The sequence below is a fragment of the Citrobacter sp. Cs237 genome, from assembly GCF_030332325.1.
Lineage (GTDB): Bacteria > Pseudomonadota > Gammaproteobacteria > Enterobacterales > Enterobacteriaceae > Citrobacter_A > Citrobacter_A sedlakii.
This window is the reverse complement of the sequence record NZ_JAOWIB010000032.1, coordinates 111201-129995: the sequence shown is the minus strand read 5'-3', so window position 1 is coordinate 129995 and position 18795 is coordinate 111201. Positions and strand designations below refer to the sequence as shown.

16 protein-coding genes are annotated in these 18795 nt (G+C 57.6%); 14 read left to right on the top strand and 2 right to left on the bottom strand.

Annotated elements, in window-relative coordinates:
- Positions 1–22 precede the first annotated feature (22 nt).
- Positions 23–826 (bottom strand): inositol-1-monophosphatase, encoded by an 804-nt coding sequence (gene suhB, locus OGY07_RS00945; RefSeq protein WP_286598132.1) that lies wholly within the window; start codon positions 824–826, stop codon positions 23–25.
- A gap of 118 nt (positions 827–944) precedes the next feature.
- On the opposite strand from suhB, the gene trmJ reads away from it, so the two are divergent.
- The 11 genes from trmJ (at position 945) to sseB (ending at position 9700) form a co-directional block, all read left to right on the top strand.
- Positions 945–1676 (top strand): tRNA (cytosine(32)/uridine(32)-2'-O)-methyltransferase TrmJ, encoded by a 732-nt coding sequence (gene trmJ, locus OGY07_RS00940; protein WP_286598130.1) that lies wholly within the window; start codon positions 945–947, stop codon positions 1674–1676.
- Between the two features lie 207 nt (positions 1677–1883).
- Positions 1884–2375 (top strand): Fe-S cluster assembly transcriptional regulator IscR, encoded by a 492-nt coding sequence (gene iscR, locus OGY07_RS00935; protein WP_042291424.1) that lies wholly within the window; start codon positions 1884–1886, stop codon positions 2373–2375.
- Between the two features lie 124 nt (positions 2376–2499).
- A complete protein-coding gene (gene iscS / locus OGY07_RS00930; protein WP_042291421.1) occupies positions 2500–3714 on the top strand; it encodes a cysteine desulfurase in 1215 nt (404 codons plus the stop codon).
- Positions 3715–3739: 25 nt separating this feature from the next.
- Positions 3740–4126: a Fe-S cluster assembly scaffold IscU gene (iscU, locus tag OGY07_RS00925; RefSeq protein WP_002913991.1), complete on the top strand. Its 387-nt coding sequence runs from the start codon at positions 3740–3742 to the stop codon at positions 4124–4126.
- A 19-nt stretch (positions 4127–4145) separates the two neighbouring features.
- Positions 4146–4469: an iron-sulfur cluster assembly protein IscA gene (gene iscA, locus OGY07_RS00920; RefSeq protein ID WP_003037681.1), complete on the top strand. Its 324-nt coding sequence runs from the start codon at positions 4146–4148 to the stop codon at positions 4467–4469.
- 73 nt (positions 4470–4542) lie between these two features.
- Positions 4543–5058, top strand: a complete 516-nt coding sequence (gene hscB / locus OGY07_RS00915; RefSeq protein WP_042291420.1) for a co-chaperone HscB — start codon at positions 4543–4545, stop codon at positions 5056–5058.
- 15 nt (positions 5059–5073) lie between these two features.
- Positions 5074–6924, top strand: a complete 1851-nt coding sequence (gene hscA / locus OGY07_RS00910) for a Fe-S protein assembly chaperone HscA (RefSeq protein ID WP_286598125.1) — start codon at positions 5074–5076, stop codon at positions 6922–6924.
- A gap of 1 nt (position 6925) precedes the next feature.
- Complete coding sequence (gene fdx, locus OGY07_RS00905; RefSeq protein WP_042291414.1) at positions 6926–7261, top strand: ISC system 2Fe-2S type ferredoxin; 336 nt, start codon at positions 6926–6928, stop codon at positions 7259–7261.
- Positions 7262–7272: 11 nt separating this feature from the next.
- Positions 7273–7473: a Fe-S cluster assembly protein IscX gene (gene iscX, locus OGY07_RS00900; RefSeq protein ID WP_003037694.1), complete on the top strand. Its 201-nt coding sequence runs from the start codon at positions 7273–7275 to the stop codon at positions 7471–7473.
- A gap of 62 nt (positions 7474–7535) precedes the next feature.
- Positions 7536–8819, top strand: a complete 1284-nt coding sequence (gene pepB, locus OGY07_RS00895) for an aminopeptidase PepB (RefSeq protein WP_060570496.1) — start codon at positions 7536–7538, stop codon at positions 8817–8819.
- Between the two features lie 104 nt (positions 8820–8923).
- The gene (gene sseB / locus OGY07_RS00890; RefSeq protein ID WP_060570497.1) at positions 8924–9700 is read left to right on the top strand and encodes an enhanced serine sensitivity protein SseB; all 777 of its coding nucleotides are present in this window, start codon (positions 8924–8926) and stop codon (positions 9698–9700) included.
- A gap of 155 nt (positions 9701–9855) precedes the next feature.
- Here the strand turns inward: sseB and sseA are convergent, their stop codons facing one another.
- Positions 9856–10707 carry a 3-mercaptopyruvate sulfurtransferase gene (gene sseA, locus OGY07_RS00885; RefSeq protein WP_060570498.1) on the bottom strand — a complete coding sequence of 284 codons (852 nt, stop codon included), beginning with the start codon at positions 10705–10707 and terminating at the stop codon, positions 9856–9858.
- 209 nt (positions 10708–10916) lie between these two features.
- Between sseA and OGY07_RS00880 the strand changes: the two genes are divergently transcribed.
- The 3 genes from OGY07_RS00880 to ndk all read left to right on the top strand — a co-directional run bounded on the left by OGY07_RS00880 (position 10917) and on the right by ndk (position 18770).
- Complete coding sequence (locus OGY07_RS00880; RefSeq protein ID WP_286598116.1) at positions 10917–15860, top strand: alpha-2-macroglobulin family protein; 4944 nt, start codon at positions 10917–10919, stop codon at positions 15858–15860.
- The gene (gene pbpC, locus OGY07_RS00875; RefSeq protein ID WP_042291403.1) at positions 15861–18173 is read left to right on the top strand and encodes a peptidoglycan glycosyltransferase PbpC; all 2313 of its coding nucleotides are present in this window, start codon (positions 15861–15863) and stop codon (positions 18171–18173) included.
- 165 nt (positions 18174–18338) lie between these two features.
- Positions 18339–18770: a nucleoside-diphosphate kinase gene (ndk, locus tag OGY07_RS00870; RefSeq protein WP_042291400.1), complete on the top strand. Its 432-nt coding sequence runs from the start codon at positions 18339–18341 to the stop codon at positions 18768–18770.
- The last annotated feature ends 25 nt before the right edge of the window (positions 18771–18795 follow it).

Below are 18795 nucleotides of genomic sequence, written 5' to 3'. Positions count from 1 at the left end.
GAGGCGGGCTCCGGCATTTTGCTTAACGCTTCAGCGCGTCGTTCAGTTCGTCACGCATGCTGGCCAGCATCGCTTTCACTACGCGCGGGTTACCCGCCACGATGTTGCCGGTCGTCATGTAGTTATGGCCGCCGGTGAAGTCGCATACCAGCGCGCCCGCTTCACGGGCGATCAGCTCGCCTGCGGCGAAATCCCACGGACGCAGGCCGATTTCGAAATAACCGTCAACGCGCGCGGCGGCAACATAGGCCAGATCCAGCGCGGCGGAGCCAGTGCGGCGGAAGTCAGCGCACTCGGTAAACATTTTGCCGAGGATATTCATGTAAGAGGTGGCGTGCTGTTTCGCTTTGAACGGGAACCCGGTAGCGATGATGGTGCCATCCAGGTCGCGCGCGTTGCTACCGCGCAGACGGTAACCGTTCAGCTGCGCGCCCTGACCGCGGGTGGCGGTGAACAGTTCATTGCGCATCGGATCGTAAACCACGGCGACTTCGGTACGGCCTTTAATGCGGACCGCAATTGATACCGCGAAGTGCGGCAGACGTTTAACGAAGTTGGTCGTGCCATCCAGTGGATCGATAACCCATTGAACATCCTGATCGGTACCTTCATGTTCACCGCTTTCTTCGGTGATGATGGTGTGCTGTGGGTAAGATTTGCGGATCGTTTCGATAATAATCGCTTCTGCGGCTTTATCGACGTTGGTCACGAAATCATTGCTGCCTTTCTGGCTGGTTTCTACTGAGTCAGGCGTTTCGTAGTGTTTGGCAATTACATTACCCGCCTTGCGCGCTGCGCGCACGGCGATGGTCAGCATCGGATGCATCGGTCTCTCTCACTGGATGTTAAAGAACGGGAAAACGGCGCAGAGTATAGCAGCGAGATCGGAATATGTCTCCGGTTTATGATAATATGGCCGAATAATCTTTAGACGAAGAAAGACAATGCTGCAAAATATTCGAATTGTGCTGGTCGAAACCTCCCACACCGGCAATATGGGGTCTGTCGCCCGCGCGATGAAAACAATGGGGTTAACCAATCTGTGGCTGGTGAATCCGCTGGTGAAGCCGGATTCCCAGGCAATTGCGCTGGCGGCCGGGGCCAGCGATGTGATCGGCAACGCGCAGATCGTCGACACGCTCGACGAGGCGCTTGCCGGATGCAGCCTGGTGGTCGGCACCAGCGCGCGTTCGCGTACGCTGCCGTGGCCAATGCTTGACCCGCGCGAATGCGGTCTGAAAAGCGTGGCGGAAGCGGCGAATACGCCGGTGGCGCTGGTGTTTGGCCGTGAACGCGTTGGCCTGACCAATGATGAACTGCAAAAATGCCATTACCATGTCGCGATTGCCGCTAATCCGGAATACAGCTCGCTGAACCTGGCAATGGCGGTGCAGGTTATCGCCTATGAAGTCCGCATGGCCTGGCTGGCGACGCAGGAAAACCCGGACGCCGCGGAGCATGAAGAAACGCCTTACCCGCTGGTTGACGATCTGGAGCGTTTTTACGGTCACCTGGAGCAGACGTTGCTTTCAACAGGTTTTATCCGTGAGAACCATCCGGGGCAGGTGATGAACAAACTGCGCCGTCTGTTTACCCGCGCGCGTCCGGAGAGCCAGGAGCTGAACATTCTGCGCGGTATGCTGGCGTCGATTGAGCAGTTAAAGAAAGGGAAGTAAGCCAGGCCGAAGGCACATACCGTAAGCCGGATAAGCGGAGCGCCATCCGGCAGGTGAAAACGGCACTGAAGGTTAAATACCTGACTAAAACAGTCAAGTAAATAGTTGACCAATTTACTCAGGAATGTCAGACTTGGCCCTGCTATGCAATACCCCCATTTTACAATAAAAACCCCGGGCAGGGGCGAGTTTGAGGTTAAGTAAGACATGAGACTGACATCTAAAGGGCGTTATGCCGTGACCGCAATGTTGGACGTTGCGCTCAACTCCGAAGCGGGCCCGGTACCGTTGGCTGATATTTCCGAGCGTCAGGGTATTTCCCTTTCTTATCTGGAACAGCTGTTCTCCCGTTTGCGTAAAAATGGTCTGGTCTCCAGCGTACGTGGACCAGGCGGTGGTTATCTGCTGGGTAAAGATGCCGGCAGTATTGCAGTAGGTGAAGTGATCAGCGCTGTTGACGAGTCGGTGGATGCGACCCGTTGCCAGGGCAAAGGCGGCTGTCAGGGCGGCGATAAGTGCCTGACTCACGCGCTGTGGCGCGATCTCAGCGACCGCCTGACCGGTTTCCTTAACAACATTACGTTGGGCGAACTGGTGAATAATCAGGAAGTCCTGGATGTGTCCGATCGTCAGCACACCCATGACGCACCGCGCACGAATCGTGCTCAAGACGCGATCGACGTTAAATTACGCGCGTAGTAAGTAGTAAAACGTATTTCAGAATCAGGCCGGGGCAATGACGTATTGCCCCGCTAACTCGGTCGTACATCCAGCCGGTTGCCTGATTCCTTGCATTGAAGCGATGTACGGAGTTTATAGAGCAATGAAATTACCGATTTATCTCGACTACTCCGCAACCACGCCGGTGGACCCGCGTGTTGCCGAGAAAATGATGCAGTTCCTGACGCTGGACGGAACCTTTGGTAACCCGGCCTCCCGTTCACACCGTTTTGGCTGGCAGGCGGAAGAAGCGGTCGATATTGCCCGTAATCAGATTGCCGAGCTGGTCGGCGCCGACCCGCGTGAAATTGTCTTTACCTCCGGTGCGACAGAGTCCGATAACCTGGCGATCAAAGGTGCAGCCAACTTTTATCAGAAAAAAGGCAAGCACATCATCACCAGCAAAACCGAACACAAAGCCGTGCTGGATACCTGCCGTCAGCTTGAGCGCGAAGGGTTTGAAGTCACCTACCTGGCGCCGCAGAGCAACGGTATTATCGATCTGAAAGCGCTCGAAGCGGCAATGCGTGATGACACCATCCTCGTGTCTATCATGCACGTGAACAACGAAATCGGCGTGGTGCAGGATATCGCGACTATCGGCGAAATGTGCCGTGCGCGCGGCATCATCTATCACGTGGACGCCACCCAGAGCGTGGGCAAACTGCCTATCGATCTGAGCCAACTGAAAGTGGATCTGATGTCCTTCTCCGGCCACAAAATCTATGGCCCGAAAGGGATCGGCGCGCTGTACGTTCGTCGTAAACCGCGTATTCGTATTGAAGCGCAGATGCATGGCGGCGGACACGAGCGCGGTATGCGTTCCGGCACCCTGCCTGTTCATCAGATCGTCGGTATGGGTGAAGCCTATCGTATCGCCAAAGAAGAGATGGAAACCGAAATGGCGCGCCTGCGCGCGCTGCGTAACCGTCTGTGGAACGGCGTGAAAGATATGGAAGAAGTCTACCTGAACGGCGATCTCGAACAGGGCGCGCCGAACATTCTTAACGTCAGCTTTAACTACGTTGAAGGCGAGTCACTGATCATGGCGCTGAAAGACCTGGCGGTATCGTCCGGTTCAGCCTGTACTTCCGCAAGCCTCGAGCCATCCTACGTACTGCGCGCGCTGGGGATGACCGATGAGCTGGCGCATAGCTCTATCCGTTTCTCTTTAGGTCGTTTTACTACCGAAGAAGAGATTGATTACACCATCGAACTGGTTCGTAAATCCATTGGCCGTCTGCGCGATCTTTCTCCGCTGTGGGAAATGCACAAGCAGGGTGTGGATCTGAACAGCATCGAATGGTCACATCATTAATCGGTACCGATAAGGAGAATTCAACATGGCATACAGCGAAAAAGTCATCGATCATTACGAGAATCCGCGTAACGTGGGTTCCTTCGACAACAGCGACGAGAACGTCGGCAGCGGTATGGTCGGCGCGCCAGCCTGTGGCGACGTAATGAAGTTGCAGATTAAAGTCAACAATGAAGGTATCATTGAAGACGCGCGTTTTAAGACCTACGGCTGCGGTTCCGCCATCGCCTCCAGCTCCCTGGTCACCGAATGGGTCAAAGGGAAGTCGCTGGACGAAGCGCAGGCGATCAAAAACACCGATATTGCCGACGAGCTTGAGCTGCCGCCAGTGAAAATTCACTGCTCTATCCTGGCAGAAGACGCGATCAAAGCCGCCATTGCGGACTACAAAAGTAAACGTGAAGCAAAATAAGAAGAGTTGAGGTTTTGTTATGTCGATTACACTTAGCGACAGTGCAGCAGCGCGAGTTAATACCTTCCTGGCGAACCGCGGTAAAGGGTTCGGCCTGCGTCTGGGTGTAAGAACCTCGGGCTGCTCGGGTATGGCGTATGTACTGGAATTTGTTGATGAACCGGCGGCGGAAGACACCGTGTTTGAAGACAAAGGCGTGAAAGTAGTCGTCGACGGCAAAAGCCTGCAATTTCTGGATGGTACGCAGTTAGATTTCGTCAAAGAAGGTCTTAACGAAGGGTTTAAGTTCACCAACCCGAACGTTAAAGACGAATGTGGCTGCGGCGAAAGCTTCCACGTCTGAGCGCTTACCGATAACCCCACGCGTAATGTCTTACGTGTGGGGTTTGTTCTGACAGGCTACCCCTGAGATAGTTATGGATTACTTCACTCTCTTCGGATTACCCGCGCAATACCCACTTGATCTCCAGGCCCTGACGATGCGTTTTCAGGATCTGCAACGTCAGTATCACCCTGATAAATTCGCCAGTGGCACCCAGGCTGAACAGCTTGCCGCCGTACAGCAATCCGCCACCATCAACCAGGGCTGGCAAACGCTACGCCATCCCTTAACGCGTGCGGAATATCTGCTCTCACTCCACGGATTCGACCTTGCCAGCGAGCAGCATACGGTGCGCGACACCGCTTTTCTCATGGAACAACTGGAACTCCGCGAAGAGCTCGACGAGATTGAACAGGCGAAAGACGAAGCGCGGCTCGACGCCTTTATTAAGCGCGTCCAGTCCATGTTCGACAGCCGCCATCAGCAGATGGTTGAACAGCTTAATCACGAGACGTGGGACGCGGCGGCCGATACCGTGCGTAAACTGCGTTTTCTCGATAAACTGCGAAGCAGTGCAGAACAACTCGAAGAAAAACTGCTCGATTTTTAATTTTCGGAAGCAATTATGGCCTTATTACAAATTAGTGAGCCTGGTCTGAGTGCTGCGCCGCATCAGCGTCGTCTGGCGGCGGGCATTGACCTTGGAACCACCAACTCTCTGGTCGCTATCGTGCGTAGCGGTCAGGCCGAAACGCTGGCTGACCATGACGGTCGTCATCTGTTGCCGTCGGTGGTTCACTATCAGCAGCAGGGCCACACGGTGGGCTACACCGCACGCGAGAACGCCGCGCTGGACACCGCCAACACCATCAGTTCGGTTAAGCGCATGATGGGCCGCTCGCTGGCGGATATCCAGACGCGTTATCCGCATCTGCCGTACCGTTTTCAGGCCAGCGCTAACGGCCTGCCGATGATCGAAACCGCAGCGGGATTGCTGAATCCGGTGCGGGTGTCCGCGGACATTTTGAAAGCGCTGGCCGCGCGTGCCACCGAATCCCTTTCCGGCGAGCTGGACGGCGTGGTGATTACCGTTCCGGCTTACTTCGATGACGCGCAGCGTCAGGGGACAAAAGACGCTGCGCGTCTGGCGGGGCTGCATGTGCTGCGCCTGCTTAACGAGCCGACTGCCGCGGCGATTGCCTACGGTCTGGATTCCGGCAAAGAAGGGGTGATTGCCGTCTACGATCTCGGCGGCGGCACTTTTGATATTTCTATTCTGCGCCTGAGCCGCGGCGTGTTCGAAGTGCTGGCAACCGGCGGCGACTCCGCGCTGGGCGGCGACGATTTCGACCACCTGCTGGCAGACTACATTCGTGAACAGGCGGGGATTGCCGATCGCAGCGATAACCGCGTACAGCGTGAATTGTTGGATGCGGCCATCGCCGCGAAAATCGCCCTCAGTGACGCGGAGTCGGTCACCGTTAACGTGGCGGGCTGGCAGGGGAAAATCACCCGCGACCAGTTCAATGAACTCATTTCCTCGCTGGTTAAGCGTACCTTACTGGCCTGCCGACGCGCGCTGAAAGACGCGGGCGTTGAGCCGCAGGAAGTTCTGGAAGTGGTGATGGTGGGCGGTTCTACGCGCGTGCCGTTGGTGCGTGAGCGCGTTGGCGAATTCTTTGGCCGAACGCCGCTGACCGCGATCGATCCGGATAAAGTGGTCGCCATTGGCGCCGCCATTCAGGCGGATATCCTGGTGGGCAACAAGCCGGACAGCGAAATGCTGCTGCTGGACGTGATTCCACTGTCGCTGGGCCTCGAGACGATGGGCGGCCTGGTGGAAAAAGTGATCCCGCGTAATACCACGATTCCGGTGGCGCGCGCGCAGGACTTCACCACGTTTAAAGACGGTCAAACCGCCATGTCGATCCACGTCATGCAGGGCGAGCGTGAACTGGTGCAGGACTGCCGTTCGCTGGCGCGCTTTGCGCTGCGCGGGATCCCGGCGTTGCCAGCGGGTGGGGCGCATATTCGCGTTACCTTCCAGGTGGACGCTGATGGCCTGCTGAGCGTCACCGCAATGGAAAAATCGACCGGCGTTGAGGCCTCTATTCAGGTCAAACCGTCCTATGGTCTGACCGACAGCGAAATCGCGTCAATGATTCAGGATTCGATGAGCTTTGCCGAGCAGGACGTGAAAGCGCGTATGCTGGCCGAGCAGAAAGTCGAAGCGGCGCGCGTACTGGAAAGTTTAACCGGCGCGCTCGTTGCGGATGCCGCGCTGCTCAGCGCCGCAGAACGTCAGGTTATCGACGAGGCCGCCGCGCGCCTGAGCGAGGCGGCGCAGGGCGATGACGTTGACGCTATCGAACAAGCCATTAAAAACGTAGACAAACAAACCCAGGAATTCGCCGCTCGCCGCATGGACCAGTCGGTTCGTCGCGCGCTGAAAGGCCATTCCGTGGACGAGGTTTAATATGCCAAAGATTGTTATTCTGCCTCATCAGGACCTCTGTCCGGATGGCGCAGTTCTGGAAGCGAAGACCGGTGAAACCATTCTTGACGTTGCCCTGCGTAACGGCATCGAGATTGAACACGCCTGCGAAAAATCCTGCGCCTGTACCACCTGCCACTGCATCGTGCGTGAAGGTTTTGATTCCCTGCCGGAAAGCACGGAAGAAGAAGACGACATGCTGGATAAAGCCTGGGGGCTGGAGCCGGAGAGTCGCTTAAGCTGCCAGGCGCGCGTCACCGAAGATGATTTAGTGGTCGAAATCCCACGTTACACAATCAACCATGCGCGCGAGCATTAACAGAGGGTAGTATGGGACTTAAGTGGACAGACAGCCGTGAAATTGGCGAAGCGCTGTACGACGCCTTCCCCGATCTCGATCCAAAAACCGTTCGTTTCACCGATCTGCATCAGTGGATCTGCGACCTGGAAGAATTCGACGATGACCCGCAGGCATCGAACGAAAAGATCCTTGAGGCCATTCTGCTGGTCTGGCTGGACGAAGCCGAATAAGACAACGGGCTGCCTACGGGTAGCCCGTTTTCCTGTATGCGCGAAGTTAAGGAAAAATAACAATGACAGAAGCCATGAAAATCACGCTTTCCACTCAGCCTGCCGACGCGCGCTGGGGTGAAAAAGCCACATACAGTATTAATAGCGACGGGATTACCCTGCACCTCAACGGTAAAGACGACCTGGGCCTGATTCAGCGCGCCGCGCGTAAAATTGACGGACTGGGTATTAAGCATGTCCAGCTTGCCGGTGACGGATGGGACGCCGATCGCAGTTGGGCCTTCTGGCAGGGCTACAAAGGGCCGAAAGGCAGCCGTAAGGTCGAGTGGCCGCAACTCGACGACGCACAGCGCCAGGAGCTGGACAACCGTTTGACGATCGTCGACTGGGTGCGCGACACCATCAACGCCCCGGCGGAAGAACTGGGGCCGGAGCAACTGGCGCAGCGCGCCGTTGACCTGCTGTGCAGCGTAGCGTGCGATCATGTTTCTTACCGTATTACGAAAGGCGAAGACCTGCGCGAGCAGAATTACATGGGGTTGCATACCGTTGGCCGCGGCTCTGAGCGTCCGCCAGTGCTGTTGGCGCTCGACTACAACCCGACCGGGAATAAAGATGCGCCGGTTTATGCCTGTCTGGTGGGTAAAGGCATCACCTTCGATTCCGGCGGTTACAGCATCAAACAGAGCGCTTTTATGGATTCGATGAAATCCGATATGGGCGGCGCGGCAACGGTGACCGGCGCGCTGGCGTTTGCCATTACCCGCGGTCTGAACAAGCGCGTGAAGCTGTTCCTTTGCTGTGCCGATAATCTGATCAGCGGCAATGCGTTTAAGCTGGGCGATATTATTCGCTATCGTAACGGTAAAAACGTGGAAGTGATGAACACCGATGCGGAAGGCCGTCTGGTACTGGCGGATGGACTGATTGACGCCTGCGCGCAGAAACCAGAGCTGATCATCGACGCCGCCACTCTGACCGGCGCGGCAAAAACGGCGCTGGGTAATGACTATCATGCGCTGTTCAGCTTTGACGATCGGTTGGCGAACCGCCTGCTGGCTAGCGCGGCGGCGGAAAACGAGCCGTTCTGGCGTCTGCCGCTGGCGGAGTTCCACCGTAACCAACTGCCCTCGAATTTTGCCGAGCTGAATAATACTGGCAGCGCGGCGTATCCGGCCGGTGCGAGCACGGCGGCGGGGTTTCTGTCGCACTTTGTCGAAAATTACCAGCAGGGCTGGCTGCATATTGACTGTTCGGCCACCTACCGCAAAGCGCCAGTTGAGCAGTGGTCCGCCGGGGCGACTGGCCTGGGCGTGCGCACGATTGCGAATCTGCTGACCGCCTAAAATCCGCTTTATAGGCCGGGCAAGCGAAGCGCCTCCCGGCATTTTGCCTGACGCGACACGTTGCGTCAGGCCTGCAATCATTTTTAATACGATGTGTGATGCCTATGTCCGAAACGAAAAACGAATTAGAAATTCTGCTGGAGAAAGCGGCGACAGAACCCGCGCACCGTCCGGCCTTTTTCCGCACCTTGCTGGAGTCGACCGTCTGGGTGCCCGGCACCGCTGCCGAAGGCGAGGCGATCGTCGAAGACTCTGCGCTGGATCTTCAGCACTGGGAAAAAGAGGACGGCACCTCCGTTATTCCGTTCTTTACTTCTCTGGACGCGCTACAGCAGGCAGTGGAGGAAGAACAGGCGTTTGTGGTGATGCCCGTGCGCACTCTGTTTGAAATGACCCTGGGCGAGACGCTGTTCCTTAACGCCAAACTGCCGACCGGCAAAGAGTTTATGCCGCGTGAAATCAGCCTGTTAATGGGTGAAGAGGGCAATCCTCTGAGTTCGCAGGAGGTGCTGGAGGGAGGGGAATCATTGATCCTTTCTGACGTCGCTGAACCGCCAGCCCAGATGATCGATTCGCTCACCACGCTGTTTAAAACCATCAAGCCGGTGAAGCGGGCGTTTCTGTGTTCCATTAAAGAAAGTGCCGATGCTGAATCTAACCTGTTGATAGGCATTGAGGCTGACGGCGATATTGAGGACATTATTCAGGCGGCGGGCAGCGTGGCGACCGACACCTTACCGGGCGATGAGCCAATTGATATCTGTCAGGTCGTGAAAGGCGAAAAGGGCATCAGCCACTTTATTACCGAGCATATCGCACCGTTCTACGAACGTCGCTGGGGCGGATTCCTGCGTGACTTTAAGCAAAAACGGATTCTCTGATCACAGGAAAGCCGCCCCGTAGGACGGCTGCCTGGCTTACTTGTTCTGAACGTTGAAATTTTTGAACATAGCGTGCCGGGAAGGCCGCGAACCGAACCAGCACAAAAAAGGCGCGGTTGAACGGTTATTGGGGGATAAGCAAGTCCTGTCGGAATTTATTCAGACGGTTCAGGCTCCACCGGTAAATCATCACGCGCGCCCCATTCACTCCATGCGCCGTCATACAGCGCAACGTCCGGAACCCCCAGGGTGGCCAGCGCCAGCACCACCACGGCAGCCGTCACGCCGGAACCGCAGCTGGCAATAATGGGCCGATCCAGACTGACCCCGTGGCGAAAGAAAATGGCGTCCAGTTCGTCAGTCGTTTTTAATTCACCGTCCTGAACCAGCTCGGTCCACGGCACGTTTAACGCGCCGGGGACGTGGCCACGTCGCAGGCCGGGACGCGGCTCATCCACTTCTGCATTAAAACGCGCAGCCGGACGGGCGTCGACGATTTGCGCCGTTTTTTCGTGGCTGGCTAACAGCACGTCAGTAACACGCACCACGGCTCCGGGGGTAAACGCGGCGTCAAATTCGCCTTCCGGCAGCGTCACGTCGCCTTCTTCCAGTGGCAGCGCAGCGCGCTGCCAGCCCGCCAGCCCGCCGCCCAGGATCGACACGTTCTCCACGCCAAACGTCCGCAGCATCCACCACGCGCGTGGCGCGGAAAACAGATTTCCTTCGTCATAAACAACCAGATGCTTATCCTGATGTATGCCGAGTTCGCGCATGGCGACGGCAAAGGCTTCCGGGCGCGGCATCATATGGGGCAGAGGAGAGGTGTGGTCGGAAAGCGCTTCGATATCGAAAAACACGGCGCCAGGAATATGTCCGGCGCGGAACTCTTGTGCAACGTCGCGGTCTTCCTGTCCCGGCGGCGCCATTCGGGCGTCGATAACGTGAATATGCGGATCGTTAATATGCTCAGCAAGCCAGTCGGCGGCGACAAACCAGGAAGTGGACATAAGCATCTCCATTTTTGCGTCACAGAAAAGAAGAATTCTCGGACGTTTAGGGATAACGGGCAAGTAAAAGCGCCCGAATTGTCCGGTAGCGCCACACTTCTAAAAAAAATTCAGACAGCGCAGAGCGGATACAGACTTACACAACGATAAATCTCACGCATAATGTCTGTCCTACGTTGCTAACGGGCCATGTCGGCCAGGGATGAAAAATGAAACACATACGCGTAGCCGCCTGCATTTTGATGCTGGCGCTGGCTGGGTGCGACAACAACGACAAAACCACAACTGTCGCCAAAAGCGATACGCCAGCGACGCAAACAAAGGCCACACCGCCTGTCCAGAAAGATCCGGCGCAGTTGCAAAAGCTGGCCCAGCAAAGCGAAGGCAAAGCCTTAACGCTGTTGGACGCATCAGAAGTGCAGCTCGATGGCGCCGCCACGCTGGTGCTGACTTTTTCCATTCCGCTCGATCCCGAACAGGATTTCGCCCGCACCGTGCATGTGGTGGATAAGAAAAGCGGCAAAGTCGATGGCGCCTGGGAGCTTTCGCCCAATCTGAAAGAGCTGCGTTTACGCCATCTGGAGCCTAATCGTTCTCTGGTGGTCACGGTTGAACGGGATCTTAAAGCGCTGAACAACGCGACCTTCGACATTACGTACGAAAAAGCGCTCACCACCCGTGACGTGCAGCCCAGCGTCGGCTTTGCCAGTCGTGGGTCGCTGCTGCCAGGAAAGGTGGTGGAAGGCCTGCCGGTCATGGCGTTGAATGTGAACAACGTAGACGTAAACTTTTTCCGCGTGAAGCCGGAATCGCTGGCGGCGTTCGTCAGCCAGTGGGAGTATCGCAATTCCCTTTCGAACTGGGAGTCCGACACGCTGCTGAAAATGGCCGATTTAGTCTATTCTGGCCGTTTCGACCTGAATCCGGCACGCAACACCCGCGAAAAACTTCTCTTACCGCTCAGCGAGATTAAACCGCTGCAGCAGACCGGCGTTTATGTCGCGGTCATGGCGAAAGCCGGTAAGTATGAATACAGCAATGCCGCGACGCTGTTTACCTTAAGCGACATTGGCGTCTCGGCGCATCGCTACCAGAGCCGTCTGGATGTTTTTACCCAAAGTCTGGAAAACGGCGCGGCGCAGCAGGGCGTCAATGTCTCTCTGCTGGATGAGAAAGGCCAGACGCTGGCGCAGGCCACCAGCGACGGGAAAGGCCATCTGCAACTGGAGAACACGAAAAATGCCGCGTTGCTCTTAGCGCGGAAAGACGGTCAAACCACCCTGTTGGATCTCAAACTGCCGGCGCTGGACCTGGCCGAGTTCGATATCGCAGGCGCGCCAGGCTACAGCAAGCAATTCTTTATGTTCGGCCCGCGCGATCTCTATCGTCCGGGCGAAACGGTGATCCTCAATGGACTGCTGCGCGACAGCGACGGCAAGTCGCTGCCCGATCAGCCGGTTAAGCTCGAGGTGGTCAAACCGGACGGCCAGGTGATCCGCAGCGTGGTGAGTCAGGCTGAAAATGGCTTGTACCGCTTTACCTACCCGCTGGACAGCGGCGCGCCGACCGGCATGTGGCATATCCGCGCGAACACGGGCGATAACCAGAGCCGGATGTGGGACTTCCACGTGGAAGATTTTATGCCGGAACGAATGGCGCTGAACCTCAGTGGGCAGAAAACGCCATTAGCGCCTGCGGACAAGGTCAATTTCTCGGTTACCGGCTATTATCTGTATGGCGCGCCCGCAAATGGTAATGCTCTGCAAGGCCAGCTGTTCCTCCGACCATTGCGTGAAGCCGTTCCGGCGTTGCCGGGCTTCCAGTTTGGCAACATCGCGGAGGAGAACCTTTCACGTAGCCTGGACGAAGTGCAGTTAACGCTGGATGCGCAAGGGCGCGGCGAGGTCAGTACTGACAGCCGGTGGCGTGACGCCCATTCGCCGTTACAGGTGGTCTTGCAGGCCAGCCTGCTGGAGTCCGGTGGTCGCCCGGTCACACGCCGTGCGGAGCAGGCGATTTGGCCAGCCGACACGCTGCCGGGTATCCGTCCGCAGTTTGCGGTAAAAGCAGTGTATGACTATCGCACCGACACCACCGTCAATCAGCCTGTTGTCGACGAAGACAGCAACGCCGCGTTTGATATTGTTTATACCGATGCTCAGGGCGTGAAAAAAGCGGTATCCGGATTGCAGGTGCGGTTGATCCGTGAACGCCGTGATTACTACTGGAACTGGTCGGAAAGCGAGGGCTGGGAATCGCGCTTCGATCAAAAAGATCTGGTCGAAGGCGAACAGACGTTGGATCTCGGCGCCGATGAAACCGGTAAAGTGTCGTTTCCGGTGGAATGGGGCGCTTACCGACTGGAAGTCAAAGCGCCCAACGATGCTGTCAGCAGCGTTCGCTTTTGGGCGGGCTATAGCTGGCAGGACAACAGCGACGGCAGCGGGGCGGTACGTCCGGATCGCGTGACGTTGAAGCTCGATAAGCCCGCTTATCGTCCGGGCGACACCATCAGGCTGCATATTGCCGCGCCGGCGGCAGGCAAAGGTTATGCGATGGTGGAATCCAGCGAAGGCCCGGTGTGGTGGCAAGAAATTGACGTACCGGCGGCTGGATTGGATCTGTCAATTCCGGTAGATAAAGACTGGAATCGCCACGATCTTTATCTGAGCACGCTGGTGGTGCGTCCTGGGGATAAATCGCGTTCGGCGACGCCAAAACGTGCCGTAGGCTTGCTGCATCTGCCGTTAGGCGATGAAAATCGTCGCCTGGCGCTGACGCTGGAGAGCCCGGCGAAAATGCGGCCGAACCAGCCGTTGACGGTGAAAATTAAAGCCAGCGCCAAAAACGGCGCCGCGCCGAAACAGGTAAATGTGCTGGTATCCGCTGTGGACAGCGGCGTGCTGAATATTACCGATTACGTCACGCCGGATCCGTGGCAGGCGTTCTTCGGTCAAAAACGCTATGGCGCGGATATCTACGATATTTATGGTCAGGTCATTGAAGGTCAGGGACGTCTGGCGGCGTTGCGCTTTGGTGGCGATGGCGATGAGCTAAAACGCGGGGGTAAACCCCCGGTTAACCATGTCAATATTGTCGCCCAACAGGCGCAGCCAGTTACGCTAAACGAACAGGGCGAAGGCATCGTGACGTTGCCGATTGGCGATTTCAACGGTGAACTTCGGGTTATGGCGCAAGCGTGGACCGCGGAAGACTTCGGCAGTAGCGAAAGCAAAACCGTTGTGGCGGCGCCGGTTATCGCTGAACTGAATATGCCGCGCTTTATGGCCAGCGGCGACACGTCGCGTCTGGTGCTGGATATCACTAACCTTATGGACCAGCCGCAGACCCTAAACGTGGGGCTGACGACCCGCGGTCTGATTGAGTTGATCAGCGAGCAGCCTGCGCCAGTCAATCTTGCGCCGGGTGTGCGTACCACGCTGTTTATTCCGGTGCGCGCAAAAGAGGGCTTTGGCGATGGCGAGCTGCAGGCTACGCTCACTGGCCTGACGCTGCCGGGCGAAGCGGTGGGGGCGCAGCAAAAACAGTGGAAGATAGGCGTTCGTCCGGCATTCCCGGCGCAAACAACCCATCACGGCATTATGCTGCAATCAGGCGAAAGCTGGTCGGCGCCTGCCGATGTACTGGCCAATTTCTCGCCAGTCACCACCCAGGGACAACTGCTGTTCAGCGGTAAACCGCCGCTGAATCTGGCGCGTTATATCCGCGAACTGAAAGCCTATCCGTATGGCTGCCTGGAACAAACCACCAGCGGCCTGTTCCCGTCGCTTTATACTAACGCTGCGCAGCTTAAGGCGTTGGGCATTGCTGGCGACAGCGATGAAAAGCGCCGTGCGGCGATAGAAACCGGCATTTCACGTCTGCTGCAGATGCAGCGTGATAACGGCGGCTTTGCGCTGTGGGATAAAAACGGTCCGGAAGAATACTGGCTGACCGCGTACGCGATGGACTTTCTTGTCCGGGCGGGCGAGCAGGGCTACAGCGTCCCGGCGGAAAGCATTAACCAGGGGAACGCGCGTCTGCTGCGCTATCTTCAGGATCCGGGCATGATGTCGATTCGCTACGCCGATGACACCCGGGCGAGTAAGTTTGCCGTGCAGGCCTATGCCGCGCTGGTGCTGGCGCGTCAGCAGAAAGCGCCGCTCGGCGCGCTGCGTGAAATCTGGGAGCGTCGCGGTCAGGCGGCGTCCGGTTTACCGCTGCTGCAACTGGGGATTGCCCTGAAAAATATGGGGGATGCGAAGCGTAGCGACGAGGCGATTAGCCTGGCGTTGACGACGCCGCGCGACAGCGATCGTCAGTGGATGGCGGATTACGGCAGCCCGCTTCGCGATAACGCGCTGATGCTGTCGCTGCTGGAAGAAAACAAGCTGAAGCCGGAAGCGCAGAACAGCTTGCTGAACACCCTCTCTGAACAGGCATTTGGTCAACGCTGGCTGTCAACGCAGGAGAATAACGCGTTGTTCCTTGCGGCGCGCACTCTTCAGGATCTGCCGGGAACCTGGCAGGCGCAGACGTCGCTTGAGACGCAGCCGTTGGCGGGCGATCGCGCGCAAACCCGCAATTTCGATGCCGATCAACTTGCCGCGCTGCAGGTGACCAACAGCGGCACACAGCCAATGTGGCTGCGCCTGGATGTCAGCGGCTACCCGCAAACCGCGCCAGCGCCAGCCAGCAATGTTTTGCACATTGAGCGCCATATTCTGGGCACTGATGGACAAAGCAAAGCGTTGGATTCGCTACGCAGTGGCGAACTGGTGCTGGTCTGGCTGGAAGTGAAGGCCAGCCAGAACGTGCCCGATGCGCTGGTGGTGGATCTGTTGCCAGCCGGTCTGGAACTGGAAAACCAGAACCTGTCCAATGGCAGCGCCAGCCTGCAGGAAAGCGGCAGCGAAGTGCAGAACCTGATTAACCAGATGCAACAGGCGGACATTCAGCACATGGAGTTCCGCGATGATCGCTTTGTCGCCGCCGTGGCGATCAATGAAGGGCAGCCCGTCACGCTGGTGTATCTGGCGCGCGCGGTGACGCCGGGAACGTACCAGGTGCCGACGCCGCTGGTGGAGTCAATGTATGTACCACAATGGCGGGCGATCGGCGCGGCTGACAATCTGCTGATTGTTAAGCCGTAAATGATCCGATTGTGTCGCAAACGCAACTGCTGGCTCTGGCTGGCAGTTGCGTCTGTCCTTCTGGTCGCCGCCGTTCTGGCGGCTGATAAAATCTGGCCCTTACCCCTGCGCGAAGTGAATCCGGCCCGTGTCGTTGTGGCGCATGACGGTACGCCGTTATGGCGATTCGCCGACGCGGAAGGGATCTGGCGTTATCCGGTTACCGTTGAAGAGGTCTCCCCCCGCTACCTTGAGGCGCTCATCAATTACGAAGATCGCTGGTTCTGGACGCACCCGGGGGTCAATCCGTTCTCTGTGCTTCGCGCGGCGTGGCAGGATCTGAGCGCCGGACGCGTGATTTCCGGCGGCAGCACCTTAACCATGCAGGTTGCCCGACTCCTCGACCCGCATCCGCGAACCTTCGGCGGCAAGTTTCGTCAACTCTGGCGCGCTTTTCAGCTTGAATGGCACCTCTCTAAGCGTGACATCCTGACCCTGTACCTCAATCGTGCGCCGTTTGGCGGGACTTTGCAGGGCGTCGGCGCGGCCAGTTGGGCTTACCTGGGTAAGCCTCCGACGCAGTTGAGTTATTCCGAAGCGGCTTTACTGGCGGTGCTGCCTCAGGCGCCGAGCCGTCTGCGTCCCGACCGGTGGCCGGAACGGGCAGAAGCCGCGCGAAATAAAGTGCTTGCGCGAATGGCGACCCAGGGCGTGTGGTCGCCAAAGCAGGTGCAGGAGTCGCGTGAAGAGCCTGTCTGGCTTGCGCCGAGACAAATGCCGCAGTTAGCGCCGTTGTTTTCGCGCATGATGTTGGGCAAAAGCCAGCGCGACAAAATCGTCACCACCCTGGATGCCGGGTTGCAAAGGCAACTGGAAGAGCTGGCGAACAACTGGAAGGGAAGGCTTCCGGCGCGCAGTTCCCTGGCGATGATCGTGGTCGACCATACCGACATGAGTGTGCGTGGCTGGGTCGGCTCGGCAGATTTGAATGACGACACGCGATTCGGTCATGTGGATATGGTAAATGCGATCCGTTCACCCGGATCGGTGTTAAAGCCCTTTGTCTACGGCCTTGCGCTGGATGATGGGTTAATTCATCCGGCGTCTTTATTACAGGATGTGCCACGTCGTACCGGGGATTATCGGCCTGGCAATTTTGACAGCGGCTTCCACGGCCCCGTCAGCATGAGTGAGGCGCTGGTCAGATCGCTGAACCTGCCAGCGGTGCAGGTGCTGGAAGCCTACGGACCAAAACGTTTTGCGGCGAAACTGCGCAACGCCGGATTGCCGCTGTATCTGCCTGCGGGCGCCGCGCCGAATCTGTCGCTGATTCTGGGGGGCGCAGGCGCGCGGCTTGAGGAGATGGCGGCGGCGTATAGCGCGTTTGCCCGCCACGGTAAGGCGGGAAAGCTGCGCCTGCAACCGGACGAGCCGCTGATTGAGCGCCCATTGCTTTCGCCGGGCGCGGCATGGATCATCCGGAGAATCATGGCGGATGAAGCGCAGCCGTTACCGGACAGCGCGCTACCCCGCGTCGCGCCGCTGGCCTGGAAAACCGGCACCAGCTACGGCTATCGCGACGCGTGGGCGATTGGCCTGAACGCTCGCTATGTGATCGGCATCTGGACCGGCAGACCGGATGGAACGCCCGTCGCCGGACAATTTGGATTCGCCAGCGCCATTCCGCTGTTGAATCAGGTAAACAACTTGCTGCTGGCCCGTGGCGCATCGCTGCCGGAAGATCCGCGCCCTTCGTCAGTGACGCGAGGGACGGTTTGCTGGCCTGGCGGACAATCTCTTGCGGATGGCGACGCCAACTGTCGCCGTCGTCTGGCGAGCTGGCTGCTGGAGGGCGCACAGCCGCCGACGCTGCTGTTGCCTGAGCAAGAAGGCGTGAGCGGTATTCGTTTTCCTGTCTGGCTGGACGGCGCGGGAAAACGCGTTGCTGCCGACTGTCCGCAGGCGCGCGAGCGGACGCTGATCGTCTGGCCGCTGCCGCTGGAGCCGTGGTTACCGACCCCGGAGCGTCGTGCTGCAAGGCTGCCGCCGCCCTCCGTACAGTGCCCGCCGCTGGGACAGGACGCCCTTTTACCGCTTCAGCTTTCCGGCATACGTGACGGGGCGATAGTGAAGCGTTTACCGGGTAGTCTTGAGGCGAGCGTCGCGATTCAGAGCAGCGGTGGAAGCGGCGAACGCTGGTGGTTCCTTAATGGCGAACCGTTAAGCGAACGAGGATCTGCGATCACGTTGCGGCTCGTGGAAAACCGAGAATATCAACTGTTGGTGATGGATGGCGCAGGACAAATTGCGACGGTGAGATTTTCCTTACTGTAGTCGTCTGCGCCGTTTGTCAGGCCATCCGCCGCGAACGCATGCGTGTTGTTGCTAATACTCATCTTATTTTAAAAAAATGTTACCTTTATCCATAGGCAACAGTCAGGATGCTCTTTATAATCCGCGCCAGGTAAACAACAACAGAACACTTATCAGAGGTTAATAATGGCGATTGAACGTACTTTTTCCATCATCAAGCCAAACGCGGTGGCAAAAAACGTTATTGGTAATATCTTTGCGCGCTTTGAAGCAGCAGGGTTTAAAATTGTCGGCACAAAAATGCTGCACCTGACCGTAGAACAGGCTCGCGGTTTTTATGCTGAGCACGACGGTAAGCCGTTCTTTGACGGTCTGGTGGAGTTTATGACCTCTGGCCCGATCGTGGTCTCTGTTCTGGAAAGCGAAAACGCGGTGCAGCGTCATCGCGATCTGCTGGGCGCAACCAACCCGGCAAACGCTCTGGCGGGTACCCTTCGCGCGGACTATGCGGACAGCTTCACCGAAAACGGCACCCACGGTTCCGACTCCCTCGAATCCGCGAAACGCGAAATCGCCTTCTTCTTCGGAGAAGGCGAGGTGTGCCCGCGTACTCGTTAATAATTTCGTAAATGCCGCGTGCAGA

What these genes read in the sequence shown, in the direction of transcription:
- fdx (WP_042291414.1), top strand. Translation starts at nt 6,926, where the DNA reads ATGCCAAAGATTGTTATTCTGCCTCATCAGGACCTCTGTCCGGATGGC.
- iscA (WP_003037681.1), top strand. Translation starts at nt 4,146, where the DNA reads ATGTCGATTACACTTAGCGACAGTGCAGCAGCGCGAGTTAATACCTTC.
- ndk (WP_042291400.1), top strand. Translation starts at nt 18,339, where the DNA reads ATGGCGATTGAACGTACTTTTTCCATCATCAAGCCAAACGCGGTGGCA.
- suhB (WP_286598132.1), bottom strand. Translation starts at nt 826, where the DNA reads ATGCATCCGATGCTGACCATCGCCGTGCGCGCAGCGCGCAAGGCGGGT.
- hscA (WP_286598125.1), top strand. Translation starts at nt 5,074, where the DNA reads ATGGCCTTATTACAAATTAGTGAGCCTGGTCTGAGTGCTGCGCCGCAT.
- iscR (WP_042291424.1), top strand. Translation starts at nt 1,884, where the DNA reads ATGAGACTGACATCTAAAGGGCGTTATGCCGTGACCGCAATGTTGGAC.
- sseB (WP_060570497.1), top strand. Translation starts at nt 8,924, where the DNA reads ATGTCCGAAACGAAAAACGAATTAGAAATTCTGCTGGAGAAAGCGGCG.
- iscS (WP_042291421.1), top strand. Translation starts at nt 2,500, where the DNA reads ATGAAATTACCGATTTATCTCGACTACTCCGCAACCACGCCGGTGGAC.
- pepB (WP_060570496.1), top strand. Translation starts at nt 7,536, where the DNA reads ATGACAGAAGCCATGAAAATCACGCTTTCCACTCAGCCTGCCGACGCG.
- trmJ (WP_286598130.1), top strand. Translation starts at nt 945, where the DNA reads ATGCTGCAAAATATTCGAATTGTGCTGGTCGAAACCTCCCACACCGGC.
- iscX (WP_003037694.1), top strand. Translation starts at nt 7,273, where the DNA reads ATGGGACTTAAGTGGACAGACAGCCGTGAAATTGGCGAAGCGCTGTAC.
- iscU (WP_002913991.1), top strand. Translation starts at nt 3,740, where the DNA reads ATGGCATACAGCGAAAAAGTCATCGATCATTACGAGAATCCGCGTAAC.
- OGY07_RS00880 (WP_286598116.1), top strand. Translation starts at nt 10,917, where the DNA reads ATGAAACACATACGCGTAGCCGCCTGCATTTTGATGCTGGCGCTGGCT.
- hscB (WP_042291420.1), top strand. Translation starts at nt 4,543, where the DNA reads ATGGATTACTTCACTCTCTTCGGATTACCCGCGCAATACCCACTTGAT.
- sseA (WP_060570498.1), bottom strand. Translation starts at nt 10,707, where the DNA reads ATGTCCACTTCCTGGTTTGTCGCCGCCGACTGGCTTGCTGAGCATATT.
- pbpC (WP_042291403.1), top strand. Translation starts at nt 15,861, where the DNA reads ATGATCCGATTGTGTCGCAAACGCAACTGCTGGCTCTGGCTGGCAGTT.